We start from the raw sequence: 24,049 nt of genomic DNA, 5'->3' as shown, positions 1-24,049 counted from the left end.
TGATCACCCGCGCCGGTTGGCGGGTGGGGGGGGCCGGCGCCCCCCCCCCCCCCCCCCCACGCCGGGTCCGCACCAGAGCCGGACCCGTGTCACTCGTCAGCGCTGCAGCGTCAGCAGACCCGGCCGGTAGGGCAGGAGTCCGTAGTCGCCGCCGGAGTTGGGGCTGCGCCCCTGGTAGAGCAACTGCAGATTGCAGGGATCGACGGTAAAGGTCTGATCGGCATTGGCGCGGATCAGTTCGCCATGGCTGATGTCATTGGTCCAGGTGGCGCCGCTGTTGGCCTTGCCGGCGAAGGGGTTGCCCTCGGAAGCGGCCTGCGGTGTCCACGAACCGTTCAGGCTGGTGGACGTGAACGAGCGGAAGTAGCGCCCCTGCGAGCCGATCGCCTCGACGAGCATGAGGTAGCGGTTCTGGTCCTGGAGCTTGTAGACCTGAACGCCTTCGAACAGGTTGTTGGTCGAGTCGCTCATGATCACTGTCGAGCTCGCACCGAAACTGCCCGGGAAGTTCCCGATCGGCATACTGGCCCGGTAGATCTTGCCGTTGTCACCGGCGAAGAAGAGGTACATGTTCGTGCTGTCGCCGATGAGCGTCTGGTCGATGGGTCCCGTTCCGGAGCCGGTGATGCTTCCGGAGAAGAGCACCCGCTCTGATGACCAGCCATTCGGGTTGGTCGGGTCGCTCGAGGTCCGATAGGAGAAGGCGGTCCCACCCCACTGGTAGGCGAGCACCCAAGTACTCTTCGGCGCGAAGTAGAAGAGCGTGGGCGCGACGGTGGAATTCGACATCGTGTTCTGGCTGGCCGACGCCATCTCGGACCAGTTGCTGAACAGGCTGAAGTTCATCGAACCCCACCTCGTCCCCGTGTCATGCGTCGTCGCATAGACGAGGTGCCTGCCGTTGTAGGGGGCGACGGTGAAGTCCTTGAGCGAGACCCAGCCTGACTTGGGCTGTGCAAGCGGGCCTGTTGATGTCCAGCGGTATGTCGACGGAAGATCGCACGTCGGACCGGGGTCGCCGCCGCCGACCTCGACGAGCTGCCACTGCTGGTTGCTCCCGCCCCAGTCGTCGTACTGGACGATGTTCGCGCCGTCGGTGGTGGAGCCGCCCTGCACTTCGAGGGCCTTGTTGCTGTGGCGCGAGACGAACCTGACGTAGCCTCCCGAGCTGTCGGCCAGCCGCCACTGCTGGTTGGTGCCGTTCAGGTCGGACCACTGGACGATCGAGCCGCCGTTGGCGGTGGAGAAGTTGTAGACGTCCAGCACCTTGCCGGAGTGGCGGGACTTGATGCGGTAGTAGCCGCCGCCGGAGTCGACGAACTGCCACTGCTGCTGGTACTGGTCGTTCCTGGTCCACTGGGTGATGCGGGCGCCGTTGTCGGTCGCCAGGTTGTAGACGTCCAGGGCCTTGCCGCTGTTGCGGTTGACCAGGACGTACCACTTGTTCACATCCACTGTCGCGGCCTGAGCGGTCTGTACGTTCACCACGGACAGGAGCACCGACAGCAGGAGCGATGCCAGCACTGCTGCACCGGTCCTCAACATGAACTTCTTCCCTTCATCAGCGTGAGTGTTAGCGCTAACATTTCCGGCCGAGCGGGACCTTCTTTCATTGGCGATCAGGGGGAGGTGGTGGTGGCCGGAGTAAATACGAGGGAGAGCGACATCGTCAAGGACCCCCGGCCTTCGAAAAGTTTCGAGCGCAGGCGGGCTGGTAGACGAAGCGCACAACCCGGCGGCCGGATCCACGCGATGAAACATTATGAAACCCTTGACGGGATCTGTGCCGGCTCACACACTGAGTCCGCGACGCCCCGGTGGTGTGTGCGTTTCCGTGATGGAGCGCGGCGTCTGTTGCACGGCTGTGTTCCGTGCTTTCACCTCTCGTTTCATTCATGGAGGAACAGACATGCGTACGAACGCCATGCCCGGGTCGGGGATCCGCAGGCGGGTCCTCCTCGCCGGCGCCCTCGGGGTGCTCAGCGCGGCCGCCGCTCTGGTGGCACCGACTCCGGCCGCCGCCGCGGAGACCACACTGGGCGCCGCGGCGGCGCAGAGCGGCCGCTACTTCGGCACCGCCATCGCCTCGGGCAGACTCAACGACTCGGTGTACACCACGATCGCGAACCGCGAGTTCAACTCGGTGACCGCCGAGAACGAAATGAAGATCGACGCCACCGAACCCCAGCGGGGCCAGTTCAACTTCACCGCCGGCGACCGCGTCTACAACTGGGCGGTCCAGAACGGCAAGCAGGTGCGCGGCCACACCCTGGCGTGGCACTCCCAGCAGCCAGGCTGGATGCAGAGCCTCAGCGGCAGCGCACTGCGCCAGGCGATGATCGACCACATCAACGGCGTCATGGCCCACTACAGGGGCAAGATCGTCCAGTGGGACGTCGTGAACGAGGCCTTCGCCGACGGCAACTCGGGAGGCCGCCGCGACTCCAACCTGCAGCGCACCGGCAACGACTGGATCGAGGTCGCCTTCCGCACCGCGCGCGCCGCCGACCCGGCCGCCAAGCTCTGCTACAACGACTACAACATCGAGAACTGGAACTGGGCCAAGACCCAGGGCGTGTACAACATGGTCCGCGACTTCAAGCAGCGCGGCGTGCCCATCGACTGCGTCGGCTTCCAGTCCCACTTCAACAGCGGCAGCCCCTACAACAGCAACTTCCGCACCACGCTGCAGAGCTTCGCCGACCTCGGCGTCGACGTGGCCATCACCGAACTGGACATCCAGGGCGCCTCGCCCACGACCTACGCCAACGTGACCAACGACTGCCTGGCCGTCTCGCGCTGCCTCGGCATCACCGTCTGGGGTGTGCGCGACACCGACTCCTGGCGCTCGGAGCAGACGCCGCTGCTGTTCGACGGCAACGGCAACAAGAAGGCCGCCTACACCTCGGTCCTCAACGCCCTCAACGGCGGCACCTCGGAGCCCCCGCCCACCGGCGCCGGAACGATCGCGGGTGTCGGTTCAGGCCGCTGCCTGGACGTGCCCAACGCCAGCACCACCGACGGCACCCAGCTCCAGCTGTGGGACTGCCACGGCGGCACCAACCAGCAGTGGACCTACACCGACGCCAGCGAGCTCAGGGTCTACGGCGACAAGTGCCTGGACGCCGCCGGCACCGGCAACGGCGCCAAGGTCCAGATCTACAGCTGCTGGGGCGGCGACAACCAGAAGTGGCGCCTCAACTCCGACGGATCCATCGTCGGCGTCCAGTCCGGCCTCTGCCTCGACGCCGCCGGCTCCGCCAACGGCACCCCGATCCAGCTCTACTCCTGCTGGAACGGCAGCAACCAGCTCTGGACCCGCGCCTGACGCGCCACAAGCGAAAGGGCGAATCGATGAAGACCTGCGGTCCGGCTTCCCCCGCCCCTCCGCGAAGGCATCGCCGGCGGTCCTGGCTCGCCGCCGCGATGGCGGCGGCCCTCACGATCGGCATGCTCGTCGCGGTGAACCCGGCGCCGGCCGAGGCGGCGACGGTGGACACCAACGCCTGGTACGTCCTGGTCAATCGCAACAGCGGCAAGGCGCTTGACGTCTACGGCTCCTCCACCGGCGACGGCGCGCGAGTCACCCAGTGGACGCGCCACGACGGAGCCAACCAGCAGTGGCAGTTCGTGGACTCCGGCGGCGGCTACTACCGGTTGAAGGCCCGGCATTCCGGCAAGGTGCTCGACGTGGCCGGCGCCTCGACGGCCGACGGTGCCCCGATCCAGCAGTGGGCCGACCACAACGGGGCCAACCAGCAGTTCCGCCTGGCCGACTCCGACGCGGGTCACGTCCGGCTGATCAGCCGCGGCAGCGGCAAGGCGGTGGAGGTCCAAGGCGCCTCCACCGCCGACGGCGGCAACGTCGTCCAGTACGCCGACTGGGGCGGCGCCAACCAGCAGTGGGAGCTGGTCGAGCTGTCGTCCGGCGGCGACGGCGGATGCGGCAGCGCCCCGACGCTCACCAGCGGTACGCACACGATCCAGAGCAGCGGCAAGAGCCGCAGCTTCTTCCTCCGAGTTCCGTCCAACTACGACAACAGCCACCCCTATCGGCTGATCTTCGCGTTCCACTGGCGCGGCGGAACCGCCGGCGACGTCGCCTCGGGTGGAACGAGCGGGAGCGCATGGTCCTACTACGGCCAACAGGAACAGTCGAACAACAGCGCGATCCTTGTCGCCCCCCAGGGCCTCGGCAACGGCTGGGCCAACTCGGGCGGTGAGGACGTCACGTTCGTCGACGACATGATCCGGCGAATCGAGAGCGGCCTCTGCGTCAACACGACACAGCGCTTCGCCACCGGTTTCAGCTGGGGCGGCGGTATGAGCTACGCACTCGCATGCGCCCGGGCGAACGCCTTCAGAGCCGTCGCGGTCATCTCCGGCGCCCAGATCAGCGGGTGCAGCGGCGGCGCCCAGCCCATCGCCTACTTCGGAATCCACGGCATCAGCGACTCCGTCCTCAACATCGCGCAAGGACGGTCCCTGCGCGACAAGTTCGTCGCCAACAACGGCTGCACTCCCCAGAGCCCGCGCGAGCCCGCCCCAGGCAGCCTGACGCACATCACCACCTCCTACTCGGGCTGCCGCGCCGGGTACCCGGTCCAATGGGCCGCGTTCGACGGAGGCCACATGCCCGGTCCGGTCGACGGCTCCCCCAACGAGAGCGGCGTCGCCACCTGGACCAAGGGAGAGATCTGGAGGTTCTTCGCACAGTTCCAGTAACACGCCCACACCACGGAGTGGAGCCAGGACCACCCTGGCTCCACTCCCTCGTCCACGGGTAACCGACCTGGGAGGATCGACGCCTTCGGCGTGGTGGAGGGGACATGAAGGCTGTCGTGTACGAGCGGTATGGGCGTCCCGACGTATTGCGGGTCGAGGACGTCCCGATGCCGTCGCCCGCCGCCGGGCAGGTGCTGGTGAAGGTCGCGGCGACGTCGATCAATCTCAGCGATTGGGAAGGCCTGCGCGGCTCGCCCTTCTATGCCCGCCTGGGCGGGTTGCGCGCGCCGCGACGTCCGATACTGGGTTCGGATATCGCCGGTTGGGTCGAGGCCGTCGGCGCCGGCGTCACTCGTTTCCAGCCCGGTGACGAGGTCTACGGAGACAACCTCGCGCTCAAGGGCGGGTTCGCCCAATACGCGGTCGCGTCCGAGTCGGCACTTGCCGTCAAGCCCGCCGGGCTGACGTTCGCCGAGGCCTCGACCATTCCGCAGGCCGGCGCGATCGCCGTGCAGGGCACGGTGGGCGCCGCGGAGGGACGCCGGGTGCTGATCAATGGCGGCGGCGGGGGCACGGGTTCCTTCGCCATTCAGTTGGCCAAACGACTCGGCGCGCACGTGACCGGTGTCGACAACGGCCGCAAGCTGGAGTTCATGCGGTCACTCGGGGCCGATGCCGTGATCGACTACCACCGCGACGACTTCACCCGCGATCGCGAGCCGTACGACCTCATCTTGGACCTCGTCGCTCACCGGTCGGTGTTCGCCTACCGTCGAGCGCTCGCTCCGGGCGGCCGGTATCGGTGCGTGGGCGGGTCGGTACGGACGTTGCTGCGCGTGCTCACGGTCGGCACGGCCGCCGGGCGGATCACCCGCCGCCGCCTGGGGGTACTCGTCGTCAGGGAAGGTCCATCCCACTTCGAGCCGATGACCCAACTGTGCGTCGCCGGCGACGTGAACATCCACATCGATCGCACTTACGAACTCGACCAGGTACCAGAAGCCCTCGCCCACGTAGGTGAAGGACGAGCCCTAGGCAAGGTCGTCGTAACCCCACACTGAGCGCCGGGACACGTGCACGCCAGGATGACCCGAATTGCACTTGCCCCCGCGTGAGGCAAAGGAAGGCGTGGCGTGGGCCGGATGCTGCTGTCGGAGAGCGAAGGGCTGTTCTTCGTCCTCACCCCAGATCGGGCCAACGGCGATGGCCCCCGTCGTCATCGCCGACACCGATCTCGCCCCACCAGACACCGGCGTATGGCCCTGCGGTAGGGCGGATCTGCACGCCAACCCTCCGTCGGTGGTTCAGGTGGCTGGTCCGTCGAACTGGTCAAGTCGCCCGATCTCCAGATGGGAGATGTCGCCGCCGGAGTCCAGAGCGGCGTCGAGTAGCAGTGCGAGCGAGGTGCCGTAAACCGGGACGTCTGCGGGCTCGTCGACCAACCGGAACCTGTGGTTCGGTGGACCTTGAGGCTCGGCGTCGGCCTGTTCGACGCGGCAGGCGATCCAGTGGAAGGACTGCGTGTCGAAGTCGATGGCCGCGCTGATGCTCCTGCCGTCGGCGAGGTCGATGACCGTCTTGATCAGGCGCTGGTCTGCGCCGCGCAGTATCGAGCGGTGGTCGGAAGCCGGCCGCAGCCGCCACGCGCCATCGAACATCGTCGCCGAGCCGATGCGGCGGTAGATGGCCGCGAGTTCGGCGGAGGCGTAGTGCCAGCGGTGGGGCTGCGGCGGATCGGCGGCATGGTCGCGGACGATCCGGTCGATCACGTCGTCGATCTCGACCGTTGCGGGCGCCAGGTACCAGCCGCCGAGCGGTCGTAGCGCGCCGTCGTGGTCCTGGGCGACGCTGGTCAGGCCGGCGTGCAGGGCCAAGGCCCGGTTGACGCGTCCGGCTCGGTCGTTGACGTTGACCCTCACCCGCGACAATGTGGCCGGCACCCGGTCGCTGCGGATGCCCGGGCCGAGGTAGAACCCGTTAGGGTCGGTCGCCGCGTTGCGGGGTTCATCGATCGGCAACTCCAGCAGCGGATTGGGCTCGGCGGCCTCGCCGCCACCGATCAGGTACGGGTAGAGACGCGCGGCCCAGCCGGTGATCACCTCGCCGCCGTAGGCGTCGATCGGGTTGTAGATGCGCCGCCAGAACTCGGTGCACACCTCGCCCTTCGCGGCTTGGACGCATTGGTCGGCGATGGCCGCGAGTGACCGGCACCAGGTTTCCAGGCCGTACGTTGCGATCGTGTCCACCCGGTCGCGGATCTTCTGCCAGTCCTCGACCGTGCCGGTCAGTGTGATGGAGGGGATGCCGCAGACATAGATCATCCACACTGCGAAGTACGGCGAATACACGTCGAGCAGCACGACTCGCCCGGCCATCCGCTCGACATCGGTGCTGGTGGAAAAGTCGCAGCCGAATTCGTCGGCGTTGGCGGTCTCGGAGAGGAGCAGTTTGCTGAACGACTCGACGGCGTCCCGCCACGAGTCGGCATCCTGGGGCATCGCCCCGTCAACCACCACCGTGAGCCGCTTTCGGCCGGCGTGGCCGACCAGCCGTGGACGCAGTTCCTCAGCACGCAGGCGCACGTGCTGGGCGAGGCCCTGCATGATGGTCAGCCACACCGCGTCCGGGGACAGCACGAGCGGACGATGCTCGCCGAACGCACGCCCCACGGCGCTGAGCAATGGGTGCACACCGTTGTTCTCCAGGACGGGCACGGACGGATCGCCGCCGACCACCACCGCATCGGCGAACTGATCGCCAAGCGGCAGCGTAGGCATCGGCTCGATGGCCGGCATGACATCATCGACCCGAAAGGTCACCATGCCAGCTCCCGGGACTTATGGCGCGACCAGTTGGACAGCGTATCCACCGTTCCTGTTTCCCCCAGTACGGAAGTGGGTATCGACCGACGATACCGAACCCGTCCAGCCAAGAAATCAGATGTAGGTCATGCAGCGCCATTGTGACCAATTCTGGCGGGTGCGGCCAAGTGCGTCCCTTATTTTCGCCGAAGGCCGTAGTGCAGCCGTAGGTCAGCGCCGCCGCGGCCGCGAGTCACAGGTGCCAACCCGTAGACCGTCCGGCCGTCCTCTTCTGCCGCGCCACGACTCACTCGCGCCGTCGCCCGCTACCGGTCAGCTCCGCCGCTTCACAGCTGCGACAGGTTCGCGTCGCTCATGGAGGGGCCACGTTCAGGCCGGACACGTTGCGTCTTCTGCGGAGCGGAGATCGGTGGGGGGCCTTGTGGCCTTTCTTAGGTGCTTCCGAAGAAGATTGCAGGAGGAGAGGTGTATCACCTGGGAGGGAACGATGCTGTTCAGGCGGGAGGTCCTTGAGGGGATCGCGGGCGGGCGGATCGATCGGGTCTTCCGGGTGTGGGCCGAGCCCCGGGTCCGCGCGGGGAGCACCCAGCGCACCTGGGCGGGGGTCATCGTCATCGACTCGGTCACGGCCGTCACCCCCGAGGAGATCACTGAGGAGGACGCCCTCCGTTCGGGCTTCAAAGACCGCGCGGCGCTGCTCACCGCCCTGTCCAAGAGCACCAAGGAGGGCGGCTACCACCGCGTCATGCTCCATCTGGGCGGCCCTGACCCCCGATCGGAACTGGCCGGGAACGCCGACCTGACCGACCAGGAATTGGCCGACCTCAAGGCCGCCCTGGACGCCGTCGACACCCGCAGCCGCCGCGGCCCCTGGACCCGCGATGTCCTGCGCCTCATCGAGGAACACCCCGGCCTGCGCGCCCTGGACCTGGCCGAACGCCTGGACCGCGACAAACTCCCTTTCAAGGCCGACGTCCGCCGCCTCAAAGCACTCGGCCTCACCGAAAGCCTGGAGACCGGCTACCGCCTCTCCCCACGCGGCAAGGCCCTCATGACCTACCTACGATCCTTGACCGAATGATCTATCCCGGTTGCTGCTTCGGCTCGATGGGAAAGGGAAGGCCCGCAGTGGCGAACGGCGCCCTAGTTCTGGTCGCCAGTGGCTTCGCTGCGGCGGTGGTCGGTGGTTGGGGCGCCTACCGGTGGGGGCCGTAAAGACCGAAATGCAGCGCGGGGTCTGCCGGATCCCAGGTGTTGGTGAACTGCGACCGGGCACCCATCTCGGCGACTCGGCTGAGAAGGTTGTTGCCCAACGCCAACTGGGCCGGCTCCCAGGCTGCCAGCGCGCGAGGAATGTCGGGCTCGGCGGCGAGTGCGTCCGTGAGCGCCCGGGCATCGGCGGCGGCCTTGGCGGTGCCGGCCGCGGCATGCGGTCGTGCGGCGAACGCCGCGTCGCCGATCAAGGCTATGCGTCCGAAGGCCATGTTGCGCACGGCGATGTCGAGGACGATCTGGATGTAGGGCTGGTCGGTGCGGTTCACCAGTTCGGCTGCCGCGGGTGGTAGGAGTTCCGAGGCGTCCGATCGCATCCGGTCGACGTACCGTTGCTGCACCTGCCCGGGGTGCACCGAGACGGATGCCGCGAACCCGCGCTGGTCGGTGACCATCTCGTCCAGTTCCGGGCCCTCCGCGACATTGCGGTACCAGACGTAGTTGAGCTGCCGGTCTCCCCTGGAGAGGCTTCCGTTGCCGCCAGGGATCGGGTACATGCAGATGTGCGAGGCTTCGACGACTGCGTACGTCGTCGCGTCGTGAATGAGGTCGGCGGTCTCGTCGGACACGTTCCGTTCGGGCACGGTGCCCCGCCAGCCGATGTAGCCCGAGTAGCGGGGCTGGGAACGAGGCTGGAGTCGCCGGCGCCCGACCGAAGAGATCCCGTCGGCGAACACCACGAGTTCGGCGCGCTCGGTCCGGCCACTGGTGAAGCGGACGTCCACACCGTCGTCGTCCTGGCTGACTCCGACGGCGTACTCGCCGAGGTGGTAGCGGTCGGTGCCGAAGTCGTCCAGGAGTACGCGGTACATCGTCGTCCAGGAGCTGAACCGCCAGGCGGCGGGCTCCTCATGCACGATCTTGTTTCCCGGACCCAGGTAGCGCGTCGCCGATGAGCCGATGCTGATGTCCTCGATGCCGAACCTGTGCGGCCGTTCGGCGATCCAGCGGACGGTGTCGGGCTGAAGGATGATGCCGCCGCCCCGGCCGTCGAGGTAGGTCGGGGTTCGCTCGAAGACATCGACGTCGAAGCCCTGCTCGCGCAGCATGAGGGCCGCGGTGAGTCCGGCGAACGAGCCGCCGACGACGACCGCGCGCCGCGCCTCAGTCATGGTCGTACCTCGGGCCGTCGTCGAGCGCGGGTCCGTACGGGTGGTGCTCCAGGTTGACGACGATGGCGTCCTGGGTGGTACGCGCGACGATCATCTGCACCGGCTCGGTGTCGCTGGCGTTCTCCTCCCAGTGCACGAGGTGGGGTTTGATGTAGACGAAGTCGCCGGGGCGCGCCTCCCGCATCTCGTCGAGGGTGTCGCCGACCCACCAGCGGCCCACCCCGCTGAGCACGTAGAGCGCCGTCTCGGACTGGCCGTGGTGGTGCACACCGGTCTTGCTGCCCGGAGGGAGCACCGAAAGTCCCATCCACAGGTCCTGCGACCCGAGGCGGCGGGCGGAGACGGCCTCGAAGCGCTTCAGGCCGGACGTCTGAGGTGTCTCGTCGGACAGGTCGCCGGAGCGGATGATGTGCACGTCGGCCTCACGGGACGGCGGCTCGGCCGGGGACGGGTCGTGGTCGGTCATGGCCCTACCGTGGCCTTCGAAGGCCCCGTTCGGACATGTGGCGCCACACAGGCATTGCCCGGAGTCAGGTGTTGTGACACAGTCGCGCAATGCAGACGACCGGTGCCGTGCAGTTGCGTCCCTGGCTCGAGGCGATCGCGACCATCGCCACCGCGCTCAATCGACCCGTCTCGCTGCCCGAGGTTCTCGATCTCGTTTCGGAGACGGCGGCCCGCCTGCTCGGCTACGACTTCTGCGCCGTCCTGCTCGTCAGGGAGGAGCAGGATTCGCTGGTCATCACCGGCACCCACGGCCTCTCGCCGAGCTACATCCAGCAGGTCAACGCCGACCATCCGGTGACGCTCGACCCGGACGACGAGCCGCAGGCCCCCTCCAGCAAGGCGTTCCTCTCCGGTACGTCGGTGCAGGTGACCGACATTCTCGCCGACGCGACCTTTCTCCCCTGGGGCGGAGTGGCGCGCCAGCAGGGCTACCGCTCGATGATCTCCGTTCCCGTCGTGTCCTCGGGCGTCCCCGTCGGGACGCTCAACTGCTACAAGCGGGCTCCCCACGAGTTCGGCGCCGACGAGCAGGATCTGCTCTCTCTCCTCGCCGACCAGGCGGGCGTCGCGATTGAGACGACCAGGCTGCGCGCCCGGGCGGGCGAGACCATCGCCGAGTTGCGCACCGCCAATGCCGCGCTAGCGGAGCAGCACGAGTTGCTGCGTCGTGGTGAGGCGATGCACGAGCAGTTCACCCAGGTCGCGCTCCGGGGCGGTGGCGTCGCAGGGGTGGCGGTGGCACTGGCCGAAGTGCTCGGTACGTCGGTCGTGGTGACCGAGGAACCGACCGGGGCCGAACTGGCCGCGGTGAACGGTGACGGGAGGAACCCTCTCGTTCCGCAGGACGCCGAGGCGCACCCGACGCCGGTGATGCTCGACGATGACACGGTCGCTCGGATCTGGGTCCCGCGCTCCATGCTGCCCCTGCCCGCGGTCGACGTCCGCGCGCTCGAGCACGCCGCCACGGTCTGCGCCCTGGAGGTGCTGCGGGCACGCACGGCGCTCGAGGTCGAATGGCGCCTGTCCGGCGAGGTGGTCACGGACCTGCTCACGGGGAACCCGGCGGGTCTGGTGACGGCCGCCGAGCGGGCGGGCCGGCTCGGCCTCGACCTGACGAACCCGCACGCCGTGGTCGTGGTCCACGGTGGCACGCGGCATGCCGGGTCCGCCCGCGTCCTGTCGGTCGCGAGGTCGCTGGTGGCCGCCGCCCGGCCCCGTGCGCTGGTCGGCACCATTGCGGACGACGTCGTCCTGCTGCTGCCGGCGAAGGATCAGGCCGATGCCTTGGAGCGGGCAGGTCAACTCCAGCGTCAGCTGAGCCGCATCGGCGTCGGGGCGGCCCCCGGCGTGGCGGTCTCGACGCTCTGCACCGCGCTCACCGACTACCCCGCGGCCTACCGGCGTGCGCGCGGCGCGGCGACGATCGCCCAGCTGCGGGGGCAGGCCGACACCGTCGCGAGCTTCGAGTCACTGGGCGTGCAGGGGCTGCTTCTGCAGCTCGAGGACGTCTCCGAGCTGCGTCGCTTCGCCGCCGAGACGCTCGCCCCGATCCGCGCCCACGATGCCGCGCGCGGGACGGCTCTCGAGCAGACGCTGCGCGCCTACGTCGCCCACGACCTGAACACCGCCGCCACTGCCGCGGCGGTGTTCGTGCACCCGAACACGGTCGGCCTGCGCATCCGCAAGGTCGAGCAATTGTTGGGGGTGTCCACCGGGCACGTGCGGTCACTCACCGAACTCCAGATCGCGCTGAGCGCCGACGAAGTGGCCGCCGCGCTCGGGATCCCCGGTCAGGATGCCGACACGGCGCCCGGCTGAGCAGCGGCGGCGGCGGGGAGCGCGAGCAGCGGCACCAGCCACAGCAGGGCGACGACGACCAGCGTCCAGGAGGCGTGACCGTGGTCCGCCGCCCACCCCACCGCCGGGGTCGCCATGACGACGAGGCCGAACGCGGCGGTGTTCATCATCCCGACCGCCGCCGCCGGCCGTCTCGGCTGCCGCGCCTGGGCGGCGCCGACCACGCTCGCGAACGGCAATCCGCTGAACAGCCCGAGCACCACCACGGCCAGGATCGCGACCACCGGCGCGCCCGGCCGGGACAGCGCCAAGGTGGCGGCCGAGCACGCGATCAGCGCGAGGACGCAGATCATGCGGTTGCGGGTGGGCCACATCGCCGCGACCTGGCCGCCCAGAGGCCGGCTCACCACCGAGAGGCCGAGCACACCCGATCCGATCACGGCGGCCGCCGTGGACTTGAACGACCAGATGTCGACGAGCAGCGTCGTGGCCCATGACGAGAGAATGAGGCCGACCCCGAGCGTGACGGCGTGGACGGCGGTGAGGCGGAACATCTGACCGTCGCGCGACAGCTTCGACGACGGCGGCCCGGCCGGTTGAGCGTCCTGCGGGCCCGCCGCACCGCGTGCCCCGTCCGGCGGCTGCCGCGCCGTCAGCGCGAGCGCGAGGGCGGCCACCGCCGCGGTAGTCACCCAGGGAGCCCGCCAGTCGAGCACGAGCTCGGCGAACGGCACCACCAGCACGGCCGCTCCCGACGCGGCGAGCGCGACGCCGCCGAAGATCCCCATGCCCCAGGATCCGCGGCCGCTGTCGCGCGCCAGTTCGGCTCCGGCGACGAAGCAGACGGCGAAGCCCGTCCCGGAGGCGATCCTGGCCGCCACCGCCAGCCAGGGCAGGGGAGCCAGCAGGGCCGCCAGGTGCGCGGCCACGACGAGGGACAGCCCGGCCGTCGCCGCCGTTCGCACGCCGAGGCGGTCGACCAGGACCCCGCCGGGGAACTGGAGGGCGGCATAGGGCGCGGCCAGCGCGGCGGTGAGCAGGCCGACCCAGAGCAGGCCGGCGCCGTAGGCGGTCGCCATGGTGCTCGCCGCGGCGCCCGGGGCCGTCATGGACCAGCCGGCCGAGCCGCCGAGCAGGCAGGCGAGGAGGAGCGTCGGTGCGGGGTGCGCCGCCGTGGCCGTCACCTCAGATGTTCTGCGGGAAGCCCAGCCGCACCCCGCCCGGCTGCGCGCGTGTCCGGTCGGCGATCTGGTTCACGAGGTCGTCCGCCACCGGCCCCACCGCGACGATCACGCTGATCGCCATGGGCCGCTCGCCGGCCGAACCGTAGCCCGCGCTGACGGCGGCGTCCTGCCTTGTCCAGTGGTTCACACGCGCCGCGTCGCCGTTCATCTGCTCGCTCCTTGTACGGGGACTCCCAGGATGCGAGGTTCGGCCGTGCCCTGTACTCACGCCGGGCGTCATCCCGGCGCGCCGGGACTGACCGGCGGCGGTACTGCCGGGCCGTCGGCTCGACCGTTCCGCTCGGTCAGCAGCCGTGCGAGCCGTAGCGCGACCTGGAGTTCGGTCCGTCGCTCCGTCAACGGCCGGCCCAGCAGCTCCGCGGCCTTCTGCAGCCGGTTCCGCACGGTGTGCTCGTGCAGGTGGAGATGCTCGGCGGTGGTCACATGGCTGCCCCACCGGTGGGACGCCTCGACGGTCTCGCGCAGCCGAGCCGCCAGGTCGTCGTCGGCGCCCAGCTGCCCGAGTTCGGCGTGGACGAACGCGCGGGCCTTGACCGGGTCGGCCATCAGCAGGATCTCGAGGCTCACGTCGAGGTGGCCCAGCACCCTCGGGCTGCCCGCCGCACCCCACGCCGCGCGTACCCGCTGCACGTCCTGCACCTGGAGCCATCCGGCCCGCACGCCCCGGACGCCGGCGTGCGGTTCGCTGACGGACGCCTCGATGCCGAGGCCGCGAAGGTAGCCGGTCAGGTCGGCGATCCTCGCGGCGCGCCAGCCCGGCGGCCGCGCGTGTGCCAGCCACACCACCGTGCCGGTGGGGCCGACCGGATGGACGAGGATGTCGCGGGTGTGGCAGGCCTCGCGCAGCGCGTTGAGGGATTGGCGCACCGCGCCCTCGGGCATCGCCGGCAACAGCACGGTGACGTGGCCGGCGTCGAGGGGGTAGTCGAGCAGCGCAAGGTCCGACGGTGGAAGCGGCGTGGAGTCCTCGCGCAGCAGATGCTGGACCAGGCCGTTGCGCACATGTTCGCGTGAGCGGCTCAGCAGCTCGTCGGCACGGGCGAAGCTGTCCGCGACCTGCGACGCCACGTGGTGCTGATAGCCGAGCAGCAGTGCGGTCATGCCGCGCAGTGCCTCAAGGCTCTCCGTGCGCGGGACGTCGTCGCACTCCGCCCGCTCGACCAGCCGATCGCTCCACTCGTGCCACATGGCCAGGAAGCCCACCCGGTAGGACCGCTGCAGCGCCGTCTGCGGCAATCTGAGCCGGGCCTGCAGGCGGGCCAGGGCGAACGGCTCGACGAGCGTCACCTCGGAGAGATCGGTCCGTCCGGCGATGACCTGGTGGAGGTGGCGGAGGTTCTCGACCACGCTGGCGCGCAGCCGGGTCACGAACTCGTCGTTGTCGCGCAGTGTGTCGAACGCCGCCGCGAGGTCCGCCTCGACGACCCGGTCCTCCAGGGCCGCCGTGTCCACGCCGTCGGAGGCCTCGCGTGCCCATGCGGGCAGGCGCACGCCGGCGTCCGGAGGCGGCGTGGATGCGGTCACCTGGTCGAGCGAGGCGGAGGTCATGAGGCCACGGTGCCGTCGGTCACGGACCCGTGCCGATGTGTCGCCCACCACACTGTCGCGTCAGAAATGGGTGGCCACACATGGTGACGCTTCACCTGACGCGGCGAGGCTGTGGCGCATGAGCGGTGCCCGACCTACCGCCCGAGGAGGAACGCATGTCACCAGCGAGAGCCGGGCCCAGCGGTCACCGGGTGTCAGCGGGCCACCTGCTGCGTGGTCGACCGCTGAACGAGGCTGGTGGCGAACAACCGTTCGCGCCGGGCGGTGATGTCGTCGCCGTGCTCGATGCGCTCGACCAGCAGGCGGACGGCCGTACGCGCCATCTCCGGGAGCGGCTGGCGGACCGTGGTCAGCTGGAACACCTCCCAGGCGGCCATCGGGACGTCGTCGAAGCCGAGCACCGAGACGTCGTCCGGCACGTCCAGGCCGAGCGACTTCACGGCGTCGAGGGCGCCGAAGGCGATCACGTCGTTGCCGCAGATCAGCGCGGTCGGGGGAGTGGCCAGCCGGAGCAACTCCCGGGCGTTCTGGTAGCCGCACTGGTGCGAGTACGGTCCTTCCCGGACGAAACGTTCGTCGGGTACGACGCCCGCGTCCGCGAAACCGTCGATGACGCCGGCGTGCCGGTCCCTGCTGGTCGAGGTGTTCGCGGGGCCGCGGATGACGCCGACGGCCCGGTGCCCGAGGTCCAGCAGGTGGCGGGCCGCGGCGCGTCCGCCCTGGTAGTTGTCCGAGATGACGCGGTCCACGTCCATGCCGTCGACGTACCGGTTGAGGAGCACGACCGGCAGATTCCGCCCGGCGAGGGCCTCGCCGAGCTTCGAGTCGAGCGTGGCCGTCGTGACCAGGACGCCGTCGATCGACTGGTTGAGCAGGTTGATCAGGGCTTCCTGGCCGGTGGGGATGTCGGTGCGCTCGGCGAACAGCACCACCCGGTAGCCCATGATCTGCAACTCGTCGTGCACCGGCGTGAGCAGCGTCGGGAAGAACGGGTTCGTCAGGTCGGAGACGACGACCCCGATCGTGCGCGAGCGCGGTGGCGACGGGGAGGCGACCCACGCCGGGCGGTACCCCAGCCGTTCGGCGGTCTCCTCGATGAGGCGGCGGGTGTCCTCCCGTACCCGGGGGTCGCCCCGGAGTGCGCGCGAGACCGTCGACTGGGAGACCCCGGCGGCACGCGCCACGGTCGAGCTGTTCACCCCGGGGCGCGCGCGTCGCCGTCGTCGCGGGCTGTCGCCCATGGTGCCCGGATTCACGCTCACAGGCGGTCTCGCTCTCTTCTCATGTTCCATTGGCGATCATCAAAATAGGCATGAATGCCTAAGTTATGTAGAGCGAAGTTAGAGTGCGGCGTGGTTGCTGTCAACCAGTACGTCCTCATTTACGTGCTGGAATATCCGCCAGGCACTGTGCATCCGATGGCCGCCGGTGCGCGGTCGAGCACAAGAGAATGCATAATTTTCTGGGAAATGCTTGACTTGCAAGAATTGCCAAGGCATGGTCAGGCGTCACACCTCCCGCCACCCACCAAACCCACCCACCCCCACCCCACCCCGGGACCGTCACAGTGCGTCGCCCCTTGATCGCACCTTGGGACCGGTGGAAAGCCTCTGGGAGGCCCGATATGAGCACTCACCGCATCATCCGCCCCACCCCCTTGCGCATGGTCGCCGTCGCCGGCGCCATCGCCCTGCTGGTCTCCGGCTGCGGGTCCCGTCCGGCGGCCAGCCAGGGCGGCGAGGCCAAGGACGCCAACGGCGTCGTCAACATGGTGATGGCGCCCGACCCGGTCTGGAAGTGGATGGAGCACCAGGGCATCAAGCAGAAGATGGAGGAGGAGGCCGGGATCCAGATCCTCACCTCGTCCTCCTGGGACGAGTTCGGGGTGTACGCCGGGGGCCACGCCGACGTCGTCTCGGCCGCGTCGTACGAGGTACCCGACCTGGAGAAGCAGACCGGCGAGAAGACCACGATCTTCGGCAAGTTCAACTCCGACCGAAGCATCCTGGCCGTGCCGGCCGACAGTTCCGCCAAGAACATCTGCGACCTCAAGGGCAAGAAGATCGTGACGCACAGCGCCGTCTCGATCACCATCATGTGGGGCATCTACGCCCGCAAGTTCTGCGACCTCGACCTGCGCGCCGGGGGCGGCGACTTCAAGCTGGTCGTGACCGACCCGCAGAACGCCGCCGGCCTGATCCAGCGCGGTGACGTCGACGCCGGTCTGCTGCTGCCCGACTTCTCCATCAAGCAGCTGTCCGGCGGCGCGATCAAGCCGCTCTACGACTCCAAGTCGGTGTCGCAGATCTACGCCGAGAAGTTCCTCTCCGACCCGAAGGACGACACCCACCCGCAGAACAACGTCTTCGTCGCCCGTAAGGCCTGGGTCGACAAGAACCCCAAGGAGGCGGCCTTCCTGATCAAGATCTGGGACCGCGGCGTGCAGGAGTGGGCCAAGCACCGCGACGAGATCATCAAGGCCTACCCCGAGGACTTCGCGGCCGAGACGCCCGCGGAGAAGGCGTTCATCCAGGACTGGGTGGCCAACAAGTACGACTGGTTCGTCGAGTCGGCCTACCTCGACCAGGCATGGGTGGACACCGAGACCAAGCTGTTCGAGCTGATGAAGGAGACCGGCTACGTCGGCAAGGACACGCCGGCCCTCAACTTCACCATCCTCCCGAAGGCCTGAGCCTTGATTCCCGGCGCCTCCGGCGGGCCCGTGCGGCCGGCTGAGCCGACCCGGCAGAGCCGAGCAAAGGAGAGATGATGACGGATCAGCTGGTGGGCGCGGCTCCGGCCGCGCCCCCCGCGGACCGCGAAGCGAGCGCCCGCAGGACCGCCCGGCTGCGGCGCTGGCGGCGCGTGGGCCTGCTCGCCGTGGGCTGGATCGCGATGTTCCTGCTGTGGGAGTTCGGCTCGTGGTGGTACGGATCCCGGCTACTGCCCCGCCCGCACGAGGTCTTCCTCTCGGCGGTCGAGATCGTCGAGAGCGGAAACTTCGTCACCGACTTCTCGGCGAGCGTGCTGAAGACGTTCGCCGGCTTCGGGGTCGCCGCCGCGGTCGGGGCGCCGGTCGGCTACCTCATGGGCCGGTACAACTACTGGCGGGCGTTCTTCCACGACGGCGTGACCATCGCCGGCACGATCCCCGCGGTCGCCTACGCGGTCCTGTCGCTGATCGTGTTCGGTCTGTCGAACTTCGGGCCGATCCTCGCGGTGGCGCTCGTGTCCACGCCCTACGTCGCGCTCAACGTCGCCGAGGGCATCCGGGGCGTCGACAAGTCCCTGATCACCATGAGCGAGGCGTTCGAGCGGACGCCGCACCAGATCCGACGTGAGGTGCTGCTCCCGACGATCGTGCCGTTCGTGTTCGCCGCGATCCGGATGTGCTTCGCGGTGGCCTGGAAGGTCGAGGCGCTGACGGAGGTGTTCGGAGGCCGCAACGGTGTCGGCTTCCAGATCCGCACCGAGTACCAGCTCTACAACACCGCCGCCGTGCTCGCGTGGATGTCCCTGTTCATCGTGTTCATGCTCCTCATTGAGCGCCTGGTCCTGTTCAAGGCCGAAGCCCGGCTTCTCGCGTGGCGTCCGGATGAGAGGAGTTCCGCGCTATGAGCGGCACATTCCAGGCGACCGTCAACCGGCGCCGCTCGACCAGCGAGATCGAGGAGAGCACGCCGGCGTGGCGCAGGCGGCTCACCTCCGACGCCGCCGCCCGGGCCGCCGCGCTACTGTCCTTCCTCCTGTTCTGGTCCCTGATGTCGCTGTTCTTCGACCGGGTCCCCGGCCCTGTCGAGGTGGTGCAGCGGCTCGGAGAGGAGTTCGCCCGCGGCGAGGTCTTCGGCAACTTCGGCCTGACGTTCTACCGCTTCGGCGCCGGACTGCTGCTCGCGTCCGCGGTGGGCATCGCGATCGGCGTGCTGATGGGCCTGTCCCCGCTGTCCCGGGCGTTCTTCGAGAGCCCGGTGCTGGTCGGCCTGTCGATCCCGGCGATCATCTGGGCGTTCCTCACGGTGATGTGGTTCGGGTTCGGCGACATGAGCCCGATCGTCACGACGTTCCTCACCTCGGTGCCGTTCGTGATCGTCAACGTCGCACAGGGTGTGCGGGGCGTCTCCCGAGACCTGCGCGACATGTCGTCGACGTACAACGTTCCGGTGGCCCGCCGCATCCGCGACCTCGTCCTCCCGGCCGTCACCGGCTACATCGCGGCCGGTGTGCGCTTCGCGATCATCATCGGCTGGAACGGGGTCATCCTCGCCGAATGGTTCGGCGGCGGCGGGGGCGTCGGCTACCGTGCCCGCTTCTGGTACGACGCCAACCGGTTCGGCGGGTTCGCGGCCTGGGTCGTGCTCTTCGTCGGCTTCATCGTGCTGCTCGACCGGTTCGTGCTCGACCGGGCGATCAAGCGCGCCTTCCGCTGGCGGGACGGCTGATGACCGCCGTCCACCCCCGACCCGACCCCGCACACTCCAGTCCTAGGGAGCTCTCGTGGCAGTCCTGACCGTGAAGAACCTCGGGAAGACCTTCAACCTGGGCACTCCCCGGGCGAGCCGCGTCCTCGACGACATCTCCTTCGAGGTGAGCGGCCAGACATTCGTGTCGATCGTCGGGCCCTCGGGCTGCGGCAAGAGCACACTGCTCAACATCATCTCCGGCGTGGAGGAGCACACCTCCGGCGAGATCAGCCTGACCAGCGACGACGGTGGCCCGACCCGCATGGGCTATGTCTTCCAGGACCCGCGGCTGCTTCCCTGGCGCAGCGTCATGCGGAACATGATGTACGTCCAGGACGACCAGAGCGAGGCCACCGTGGCCAGGGTCAAGCGGTATCTCGAGATGGTGGGCCTGGCCAAGAACGCCGACTTCTTCCCCGGCCAGCTGTCCGGCGGCATGCAGCAGCGCGTCGGCGTCGCCCGCGCCTTCGCGGTCGAGCCCGACCTGCTGCTGATGGACGAACCGTTCAGCCACATCGACGCGATCACCGCCCGGGGACTCCGCGCGCAGCTGCAGGACATCTGGGCCCAGTCGAAGAAGACCGTCGTCTTCGTGACCCACGACGTCGTCGAGGCGGTCGAGCTGTCCGACCGGATCATCGTGCTCCAGCCCGGTGGCCGGATCTACGAGGACATCGCCATCGACCTGCCCCGCCCGCGCCGGCAGACCGACGCCACGGTGGCCACCCTCCAGGCCGAGGTGCTCGCGCGCCTGGAGGCCATGAAGGAAATGAGCCGCACCGCCGAACCTGCGGCCTGACGGCATCCGCCCAGTACAGGAGCACCATGAGCATCAACCTGAAGGCCCCCGCCGGCGCTGTGCCGGACGCCCGCGGCAACGACGAGGTCTCCGGCGTCGTCCACGAGGTGATCGAGGACGTTCGCGCGAACGGCGACCAGGCCGTACGCCGCTTCTCCGAGAGGTTCGACAACTGGTCGCCCGAGTCGTTCCGCCTCGCGCCCGAGCAGATCGAGGAACTCGTCGCGTCGCTGGCGCCGGAGGTCATCGACGACATCCGGACCGTGCAGGCCAACGTCCGCGACTTCGCCCAGCGCCAGCGTGACACTTTGCAGGACCTGGAGGTGGAGACCCAGCCGGGCGTGTTCCTCGGGCAGAAGCACCTGCCGATCGTCGCGGCCGGCGCCTACGTTCCGGGTGGCCGCTACCCGCTGACCGCCTCGGCGCACATGACCGTCGTGACGGCGAAGGTCGCCGGGGTAGAGCGGATCACCGCCTGCACCCCGCCGCTGCGCGGGGAGATCCCGGCGGCGACGGTGGCCGCCCTGCACCTGGCCGGCGCCGACGAGATCCTGCTGCTCGGCGGTGTCCAGGCGGTCGCCGCGATGGCCGTCGGCACCGAGTCGATCGGCAAGGTCGACCTCATCGCCGGCCCCGGCAACGCCTACGTCGCCGAGGCGAAGCGGCAGCTGTTCGGTGAGGTCGGCATCGACCTGTTCGCCGGGCCGACCGAGATCCTCGTCGTGGCCGACGACGCCGCCGACCCGTTCGTGGTGGCGGTCGACCTGCTCAGCCAGGCCGAGCACGGGCCGGACTCCCCGGCGGTGCTCATCACCACCTCGGAGCCGCTCGCCCGTGCGGTCATGGCCCACGTCGACGAGCTCCTCCCGGGCATGCCGACCAACGACATGGCCGGGCCCGCGTGGCGCGACCACGGCGAGGTGCACGTGGTCGAGGACCTCGGCGCGGCGTACGCGCTCGCGGACACCTACGCCAGCGAGCACGTGCAGATCCTCACCCGCAACCCGCGCGAGGCCCTGGACACGATGCGGCACTACGGGGCGCTCTTCCTCGGCGAGGGCACCTGCGTGTCGTACGGCGACAAGGTGATCGGCACCAACCACGTGCTGCCCACTCGCGGCGCCGCCCGGTACACCGGCGGGCTGTGGGTCGGAAAGTACCTCCGCACGGTGACGTATCAGGAGGTCACCGATCCCGCCGCGAGCGCGCGGCTCGGCGAGCTGTGCGGCCGCACCGCACGCGTGGAGCTCTTCGAGGGGCACGCCCGCTCCGGCGATGTCCGAGCCGCGAAGTACGCCGGCACGAAGCCGGCGTGGGCGTCCGAGCCCGCCGGCTGAGCTCGCCTCCACACCATCCCAAAGAACAGAAGGTCATCGATGCCCAGCGGATCCCACCGAACCGTCGACATCCACGCCCACGTCATCCTCCCCGACTGCCAGCCGCTCGTGGACGGGCTGATGGCGCCGGAGATGGAGCCGTTCGGCTACTTCGGCGGCGAGGAGACCAACGCCTACCAGATCGAGCACGTCCGCCAGATCATGCCGCAGGCGACCGACCCGGAGACGCGGATCGCGGACATGGACCGGATGGGCATCGACGTCCAGGCCATCTCCGTGGCCCCGGGCGGCTACTTCTACTGGGCCGATCCCGAACTGGCCCGCGAACTCGCCCGGATGCAGAACGAGAACCTCGCCAAGATCGTCGGCGACCACCCGGACCGGTTCGTCGGGTTGGCCACCGTGCCGATGCAGGACGTCCGATCGGCGGTCGAGGAGCTCGAGCGGTGCGTCACGGAGTACGACTTCCGGGGCGTCGAGATCAACACCAACGTCATGGGGATGGACCTCGACGACCGCCGGTTCCGGCCGTTCTTCGCCAAGGCGGAGGAACTCGACGTCGTCGTGCTGCTGCACCCCAACGGGTTCACCGGCGGCGAGCGGTTCCGCAAGTACTACCTGACCAACGTCATCGGCAACCCGCTCGACACCACGGTCGCGCTGACCCGGATCATCCACGGCGGCGTCCTGGAGGAACATCCCGGCCTCAAGCTTGTCGCCGTGCACGGCGGCGGCTACCTGCCGTTCTACTCCTCCCGGATGGACCATTCCTACGAGATGCGGCCGGAGGGCCGGCACCACATCTCACGGCCGCCGAGCACCTACCTCAAGCAGATCTACGTCGACTGCCTGGTGTTCGACGCGCCGCACCTGGAGTTCCTGGTTCAGCAGATGGGGGCCGATCACGTCGTCGTCGGCACCGACTACCCGTTCGACATGGGCCACTACGACCCGCTCGCCCAGATCGAGGGGACACGAGGGCTCAGCGACGACGACCGGGAGGCCATCCGCGGCCGGACGGCTGCGCGGCTGCTGAAGCTCACCGACTGATCCACCGGCCGGGGCGCGGCGTCAGGCCAGACCGGCGGCCGCGATCCCGGCCAGCACGCACGCCTCGTCCACGTCCGACTGGTCGCCACTGGCGCCGACGGCCCCCAGCAGGGTGCCGTCGGCGCCGTGCACCAGGACACCCCCGGCCGCGGGCGCCAGCCGGCCGCCGGTCACCGCGGCGAGCGAGGCGAAGAACGCCGGCTGCCGCTCCGCCCGCGCGGCGATCTCGCGTGACGACATGCCCATGCCGAGCGCGCCGAAGGCCTTGGCGGTCGCGATCTCGACCCGCAGGATGCCGGCGCCGTCCTCGCGCTTCACCACCACCACATGACCGCCCGGATCGAGCACCGCCACCGCGAGCGGCGCCGCCCCGGCCGCGCGCGCATGCCGCAGCGTCCCGGCGGCGGCGGCCTCCGCCTGCGCCAAGGTCAGCGTGCTCAACCCCGCACCTCCGCCTCGACGACCTCCAGCAGCGCGGCCGCGTCGGCATCGGCCCACCCGGCGTCCACGGCCTTCGTGTACAGCGGCAGTGTCGCGTCGAGCACCGGCGTGGCGACGCCGACCGACGCGGCCAGCTCCTGCACCAGCGAGACGTCCTTCACGAACATCGACATCCGCGCGGTCGCCGGCCGGTAAGCGCGTTCGGCCATGAGCGGCCCGCGCTTGTCGAAGATGACCGACCCGCCGGCCCCCTCCCGGATCGTCTCGAAGAGGAGCGCCGGGTCGAGCCCCGCGGCCGTGCCGAGCGCGAACGCCTCCGCCGTCGACGCGTTGTGGATCGACACCAGCAGGTTGGCGACCAGCTTCATCATGGTGCCGTGGCCGAACGGCCCGACGAACCGCACCGACCGGGCGAACGCCGCCAGCACCGGACGGGCCTTCTCGAACGCCGCCTCGTCGCCGCTGCCGAGCACCACCAGGTCGCGGTCACGGGCCTGTGCGCCGGTACCGCTGAGCGGGCAGTCGAGCAGAGGTACGCCGGCTGCGGCGAGCAGGTCGCGGCACTCCTGCTTCACCTCGAGCGACAGCGTCGACGTCTCGACGACGACGAGGCCGGCCGGCTTCGCGGCGGCCAGGCCCCGGCATACCTCCAGGGCAGCCGCGGCGGACGGAAGTGAGGTGACCACGACCGCCGACTCGCGTGCGAGGCCGGCGAGGTCGCGGGCCGGGCGTCCGCCGCGGGCGACCAGCTCGTCGACCGCGGGCCGGACCGGGTCGGCGCCGGTCACGTCGAAGCCGGCGGTCAGCAGGTGACCGGACATCGCCGACCCCATGATCCCGAGGCCGGCCACGCCGACCGTCATCACGTCCGTCTTGGCTGTCGTCATCCGGCCACACTAGGACGAGGCGGTGCGACCCCACAGTGACGGCGGGCG

Annotated in this window: 21 protein-coding genes; 11 read left to right on the top strand and 10 right to left on the bottom strand. The window is 69.4% G+C overall.

Translation table 11 applies throughout. The features are described 5' to 3' along the window. Positions 1–96 precede the first annotated feature (96 nt). On the bottom strand, positions 97–1,545 hold the full coding sequence (locus AB0C35_RS42280) for a non-reducing end alpha-L-arabinofuranosidase family hydrolase (protein WP_358468983.1): 1,449 nt from the start codon (positions 1,543–1,545) through the stop codon (positions 97–99). 364 nt (positions 1,546–1,909) lie between these two features. Between AB0C35_RS42280 and AB0C35_RS42275 the strand changes: the two genes are divergently transcribed. The 3 genes from AB0C35_RS42275 (at position 1,910) to AB0C35_RS42265 (ending at position 5,786) form a co-directional block, all read left to right on the top strand. Continuing rightward, positions 1,910–3,328 (top strand): endo-1,4-beta-xylanase, encoded by a 1,419-nt coding sequence (locus AB0C35_RS42275; protein WP_358468980.1) that lies wholly within the window; start codon positions 1,910–1,912, stop codon positions 3,326–3,328. A 26-nt stretch (positions 3,329–3,354) separates the two neighbouring features. Continuing rightward, entirely contained in the window at positions 3,355–4,725 is a 1,371-nt protein-coding gene (locus AB0C35_RS42270) for an RICIN domain-containing protein (protein ID WP_358468977.1), read from the top strand. 104 nt (positions 4,726–4,829) lie between these two features. Then, entirely contained in the window at positions 4,830–5,786 is a 957-nt protein-coding gene (locus AB0C35_RS42265) for an NAD(P)-dependent alcohol dehydrogenase (RefSeq protein WP_358468974.1), read from the top strand. A gap of 243 nt (positions 5,787–6,029) precedes the next feature. On the opposite strand, the gene AB0C35_RS42260 is transcribed toward AB0C35_RS42265, so the two are convergent. After that, positions 6,030–7,520, bottom strand: coding sequence for a DUF4419 domain-containing protein (locus AB0C35_RS42260; protein WP_358468971.1), 1,491 nt, complete (start codon positions 7,518–7,520; stop codon positions 6,030–6,032). Positions 7,521–8,034: 514 nt separating this feature from the next. Between AB0C35_RS42260 and AB0C35_RS42255 the strand changes: the two genes are divergently transcribed. Next, positions 8,035–8,628, top strand: coding sequence for a hypothetical protein (locus tag AB0C35_RS42255; RefSeq protein ID WP_358468969.1), 594 nt, complete (start codon positions 8,035–8,037; stop codon positions 8,626–8,628). Between the two features lie 115 nt (positions 8,629–8,743). Here the strand turns inward: AB0C35_RS42255 and AB0C35_RS42250 are convergent, their stop codons facing one another. Then, entirely contained in the window at positions 8,744–9,931 is a 1,188-nt protein-coding gene (locus AB0C35_RS42250; protein ID WP_358468966.1) for an FAD-dependent monooxygenase, read from the bottom strand. Next, positions 9,924–10,397, bottom strand: a complete 474-nt coding sequence (locus AB0C35_RS42245) for a cupin domain-containing protein (RefSeq protein WP_358468963.1) — start codon at positions 10,395–10,397, stop codon at positions 9,924–9,926. Before AB0C35_RS42245 ends, AB0C35_RS42250 begins: the two co-directional genes overlap by 8 nt. A gap of 89 nt (positions 10,398–10,486) precedes the next feature. Between AB0C35_RS42245 and AB0C35_RS42240 the strand changes: the two genes are divergently transcribed. After that, positions 10,487–12,256: a GAF domain-containing protein gene (locus AB0C35_RS42240; RefSeq protein ID WP_358468960.1), complete on the top strand. Its 1,770-nt coding sequence runs from the start codon at positions 10,487–10,489 to the stop codon at positions 12,254–12,256. On the opposite strand, the gene AB0C35_RS42235 is transcribed toward AB0C35_RS42240, so the two are convergent. The 4 genes from AB0C35_RS42235 to AB0C35_RS42220 form a co-directional block, all read right to left on the bottom strand. After that, complete coding sequence (locus AB0C35_RS42235) at positions 12,229–13,419, bottom strand: MFS transporter (RefSeq protein WP_358468957.1); 1,191 nt, start codon at positions 13,417–13,419, stop codon at positions 12,229–12,231. The genes AB0C35_RS42240 and AB0C35_RS42235 overlap by 28 nt on opposite strands. 1 nt (position 13,420) lies before the next feature. Then, complete coding sequence (locus tag AB0C35_RS42230; protein ID WP_358468986.1) at positions 13,421–13,627, bottom strand: hypothetical protein; 207 nt, start codon at positions 13,625–13,627, stop codon at positions 13,421–13,423. A 68-nt stretch (positions 13,628–13,695) separates the two neighbouring features. Next, positions 13,696–15,027 (bottom strand): helix-turn-helix domain-containing protein, encoded by a 1,332-nt coding sequence (locus AB0C35_RS42225; protein WP_358468955.1) that lies wholly within the window; start codon positions 15,025–15,027, stop codon positions 13,696–13,698. Between the two features lie 194 nt (positions 15,028–15,221). Continuing rightward, positions 15,222–16,289: a LacI family DNA-binding transcriptional regulator gene (locus AB0C35_RS42220; protein WP_358468952.1), complete on the bottom strand. Its 1,068-nt coding sequence runs from the start codon at positions 16,287–16,289 to the stop codon at positions 15,222–15,224. Between the two features lie 362 nt (positions 16,290–16,651). Between AB0C35_RS42220 and AB0C35_RS42215 the strand changes: the two genes are divergently transcribed. From AB0C35_RS42215 to AB0C35_RS42190, 6 genes are all read left to right on the top strand, one after another. Further along, complete coding sequence (locus AB0C35_RS42215) at positions 16,652–17,719, top strand: hypothetical protein (RefSeq protein ID WP_358468949.1); 1,068 nt, start codon at positions 16,652–16,654, stop codon at positions 17,717–17,719. Positions 17,720–17,796: 77 nt separating this feature from the next. Continuing rightward, on the top strand, positions 17,797–18,645 hold the full coding sequence (locus tag AB0C35_RS42210; RefSeq protein WP_358468946.1) for an ABC transporter permease subunit: 849 nt from the start codon (positions 17,797–17,799) through the stop codon (positions 18,643–18,645). Next, positions 18,642–19,466 (top strand): ABC transporter permease subunit, encoded by an 825-nt coding sequence (locus tag AB0C35_RS42205; protein ID WP_358468943.1) that lies wholly within the window; start codon positions 18,642–18,644, stop codon positions 19,464–19,466. The genes AB0C35_RS42210 and AB0C35_RS42205 overlap by 4 nt, the downstream gene beginning before the upstream one ends. Positions 19,467–19,521: 55 nt before the next feature. Continuing rightward, the gene (locus AB0C35_RS42200; protein WP_358468940.1) at positions 19,522–20,286 is read left to right on the top strand and encodes an ABC transporter ATP-binding protein; all 765 of its coding nucleotides are present in this window, start codon (positions 19,522–19,524) and stop codon (positions 20,284–20,286) included. A 26-nt stretch (positions 20,287–20,312) separates the two neighbouring features. Beyond that, on the top strand, positions 20,313–21,623 hold the full coding sequence (gene hisD, locus AB0C35_RS42195) for a histidinol dehydrogenase (protein WP_358468937.1): 1,311 nt from the start codon (positions 20,313–20,315) through the stop codon (positions 21,621–21,623). A 39-nt stretch (positions 21,624–21,662) separates the two neighbouring features. After that, entirely contained in the window at positions 21,663–22,673 is a 1,011-nt protein-coding gene (locus AB0C35_RS42190; RefSeq protein ID WP_358468934.1) for an amidohydrolase family protein, read from the top strand. A 21-nt stretch (positions 22,674–22,694) separates the two neighbouring features. On the opposite strand, the gene AB0C35_RS42185 is transcribed toward AB0C35_RS42190, so the two are convergent. Together AB0C35_RS42185 and AB0C35_RS42180 are read right to left on the bottom strand one after the other, a co-directional pair. Beyond that, positions 22,695–23,114: a heme-binding protein gene (locus AB0C35_RS42185; protein WP_358468931.1), complete on the bottom strand. Its 420-nt coding sequence runs from the start codon at positions 23,112–23,114 to the stop codon at positions 22,695–22,697. Then, the gene (locus AB0C35_RS42180) at positions 23,111–24,001 is read right to left on the bottom strand and encodes an NAD(P)-dependent oxidoreductase (RefSeq protein WP_358468928.1); all 891 of its coding nucleotides are present in this window, start codon (positions 23,999–24,001) and stop codon (positions 23,111–23,113) included. The genes AB0C35_RS42185 and AB0C35_RS42180 overlap by 4 nt, the downstream gene beginning before the upstream one ends. Positions 24,002–24,049 lie beyond the last annotated feature (48 nt).

This window comes from Spirillospora sp. NPDC048819, assembly GCF_040650055.1.
Lineage (GTDB): Bacteria > Actinomycetota > Actinomycetes > Streptosporangiales > Streptosporangiaceae > Spirillospora.
This window is presented reverse-complemented; position numbering and strand designations above follow the sequence as displayed.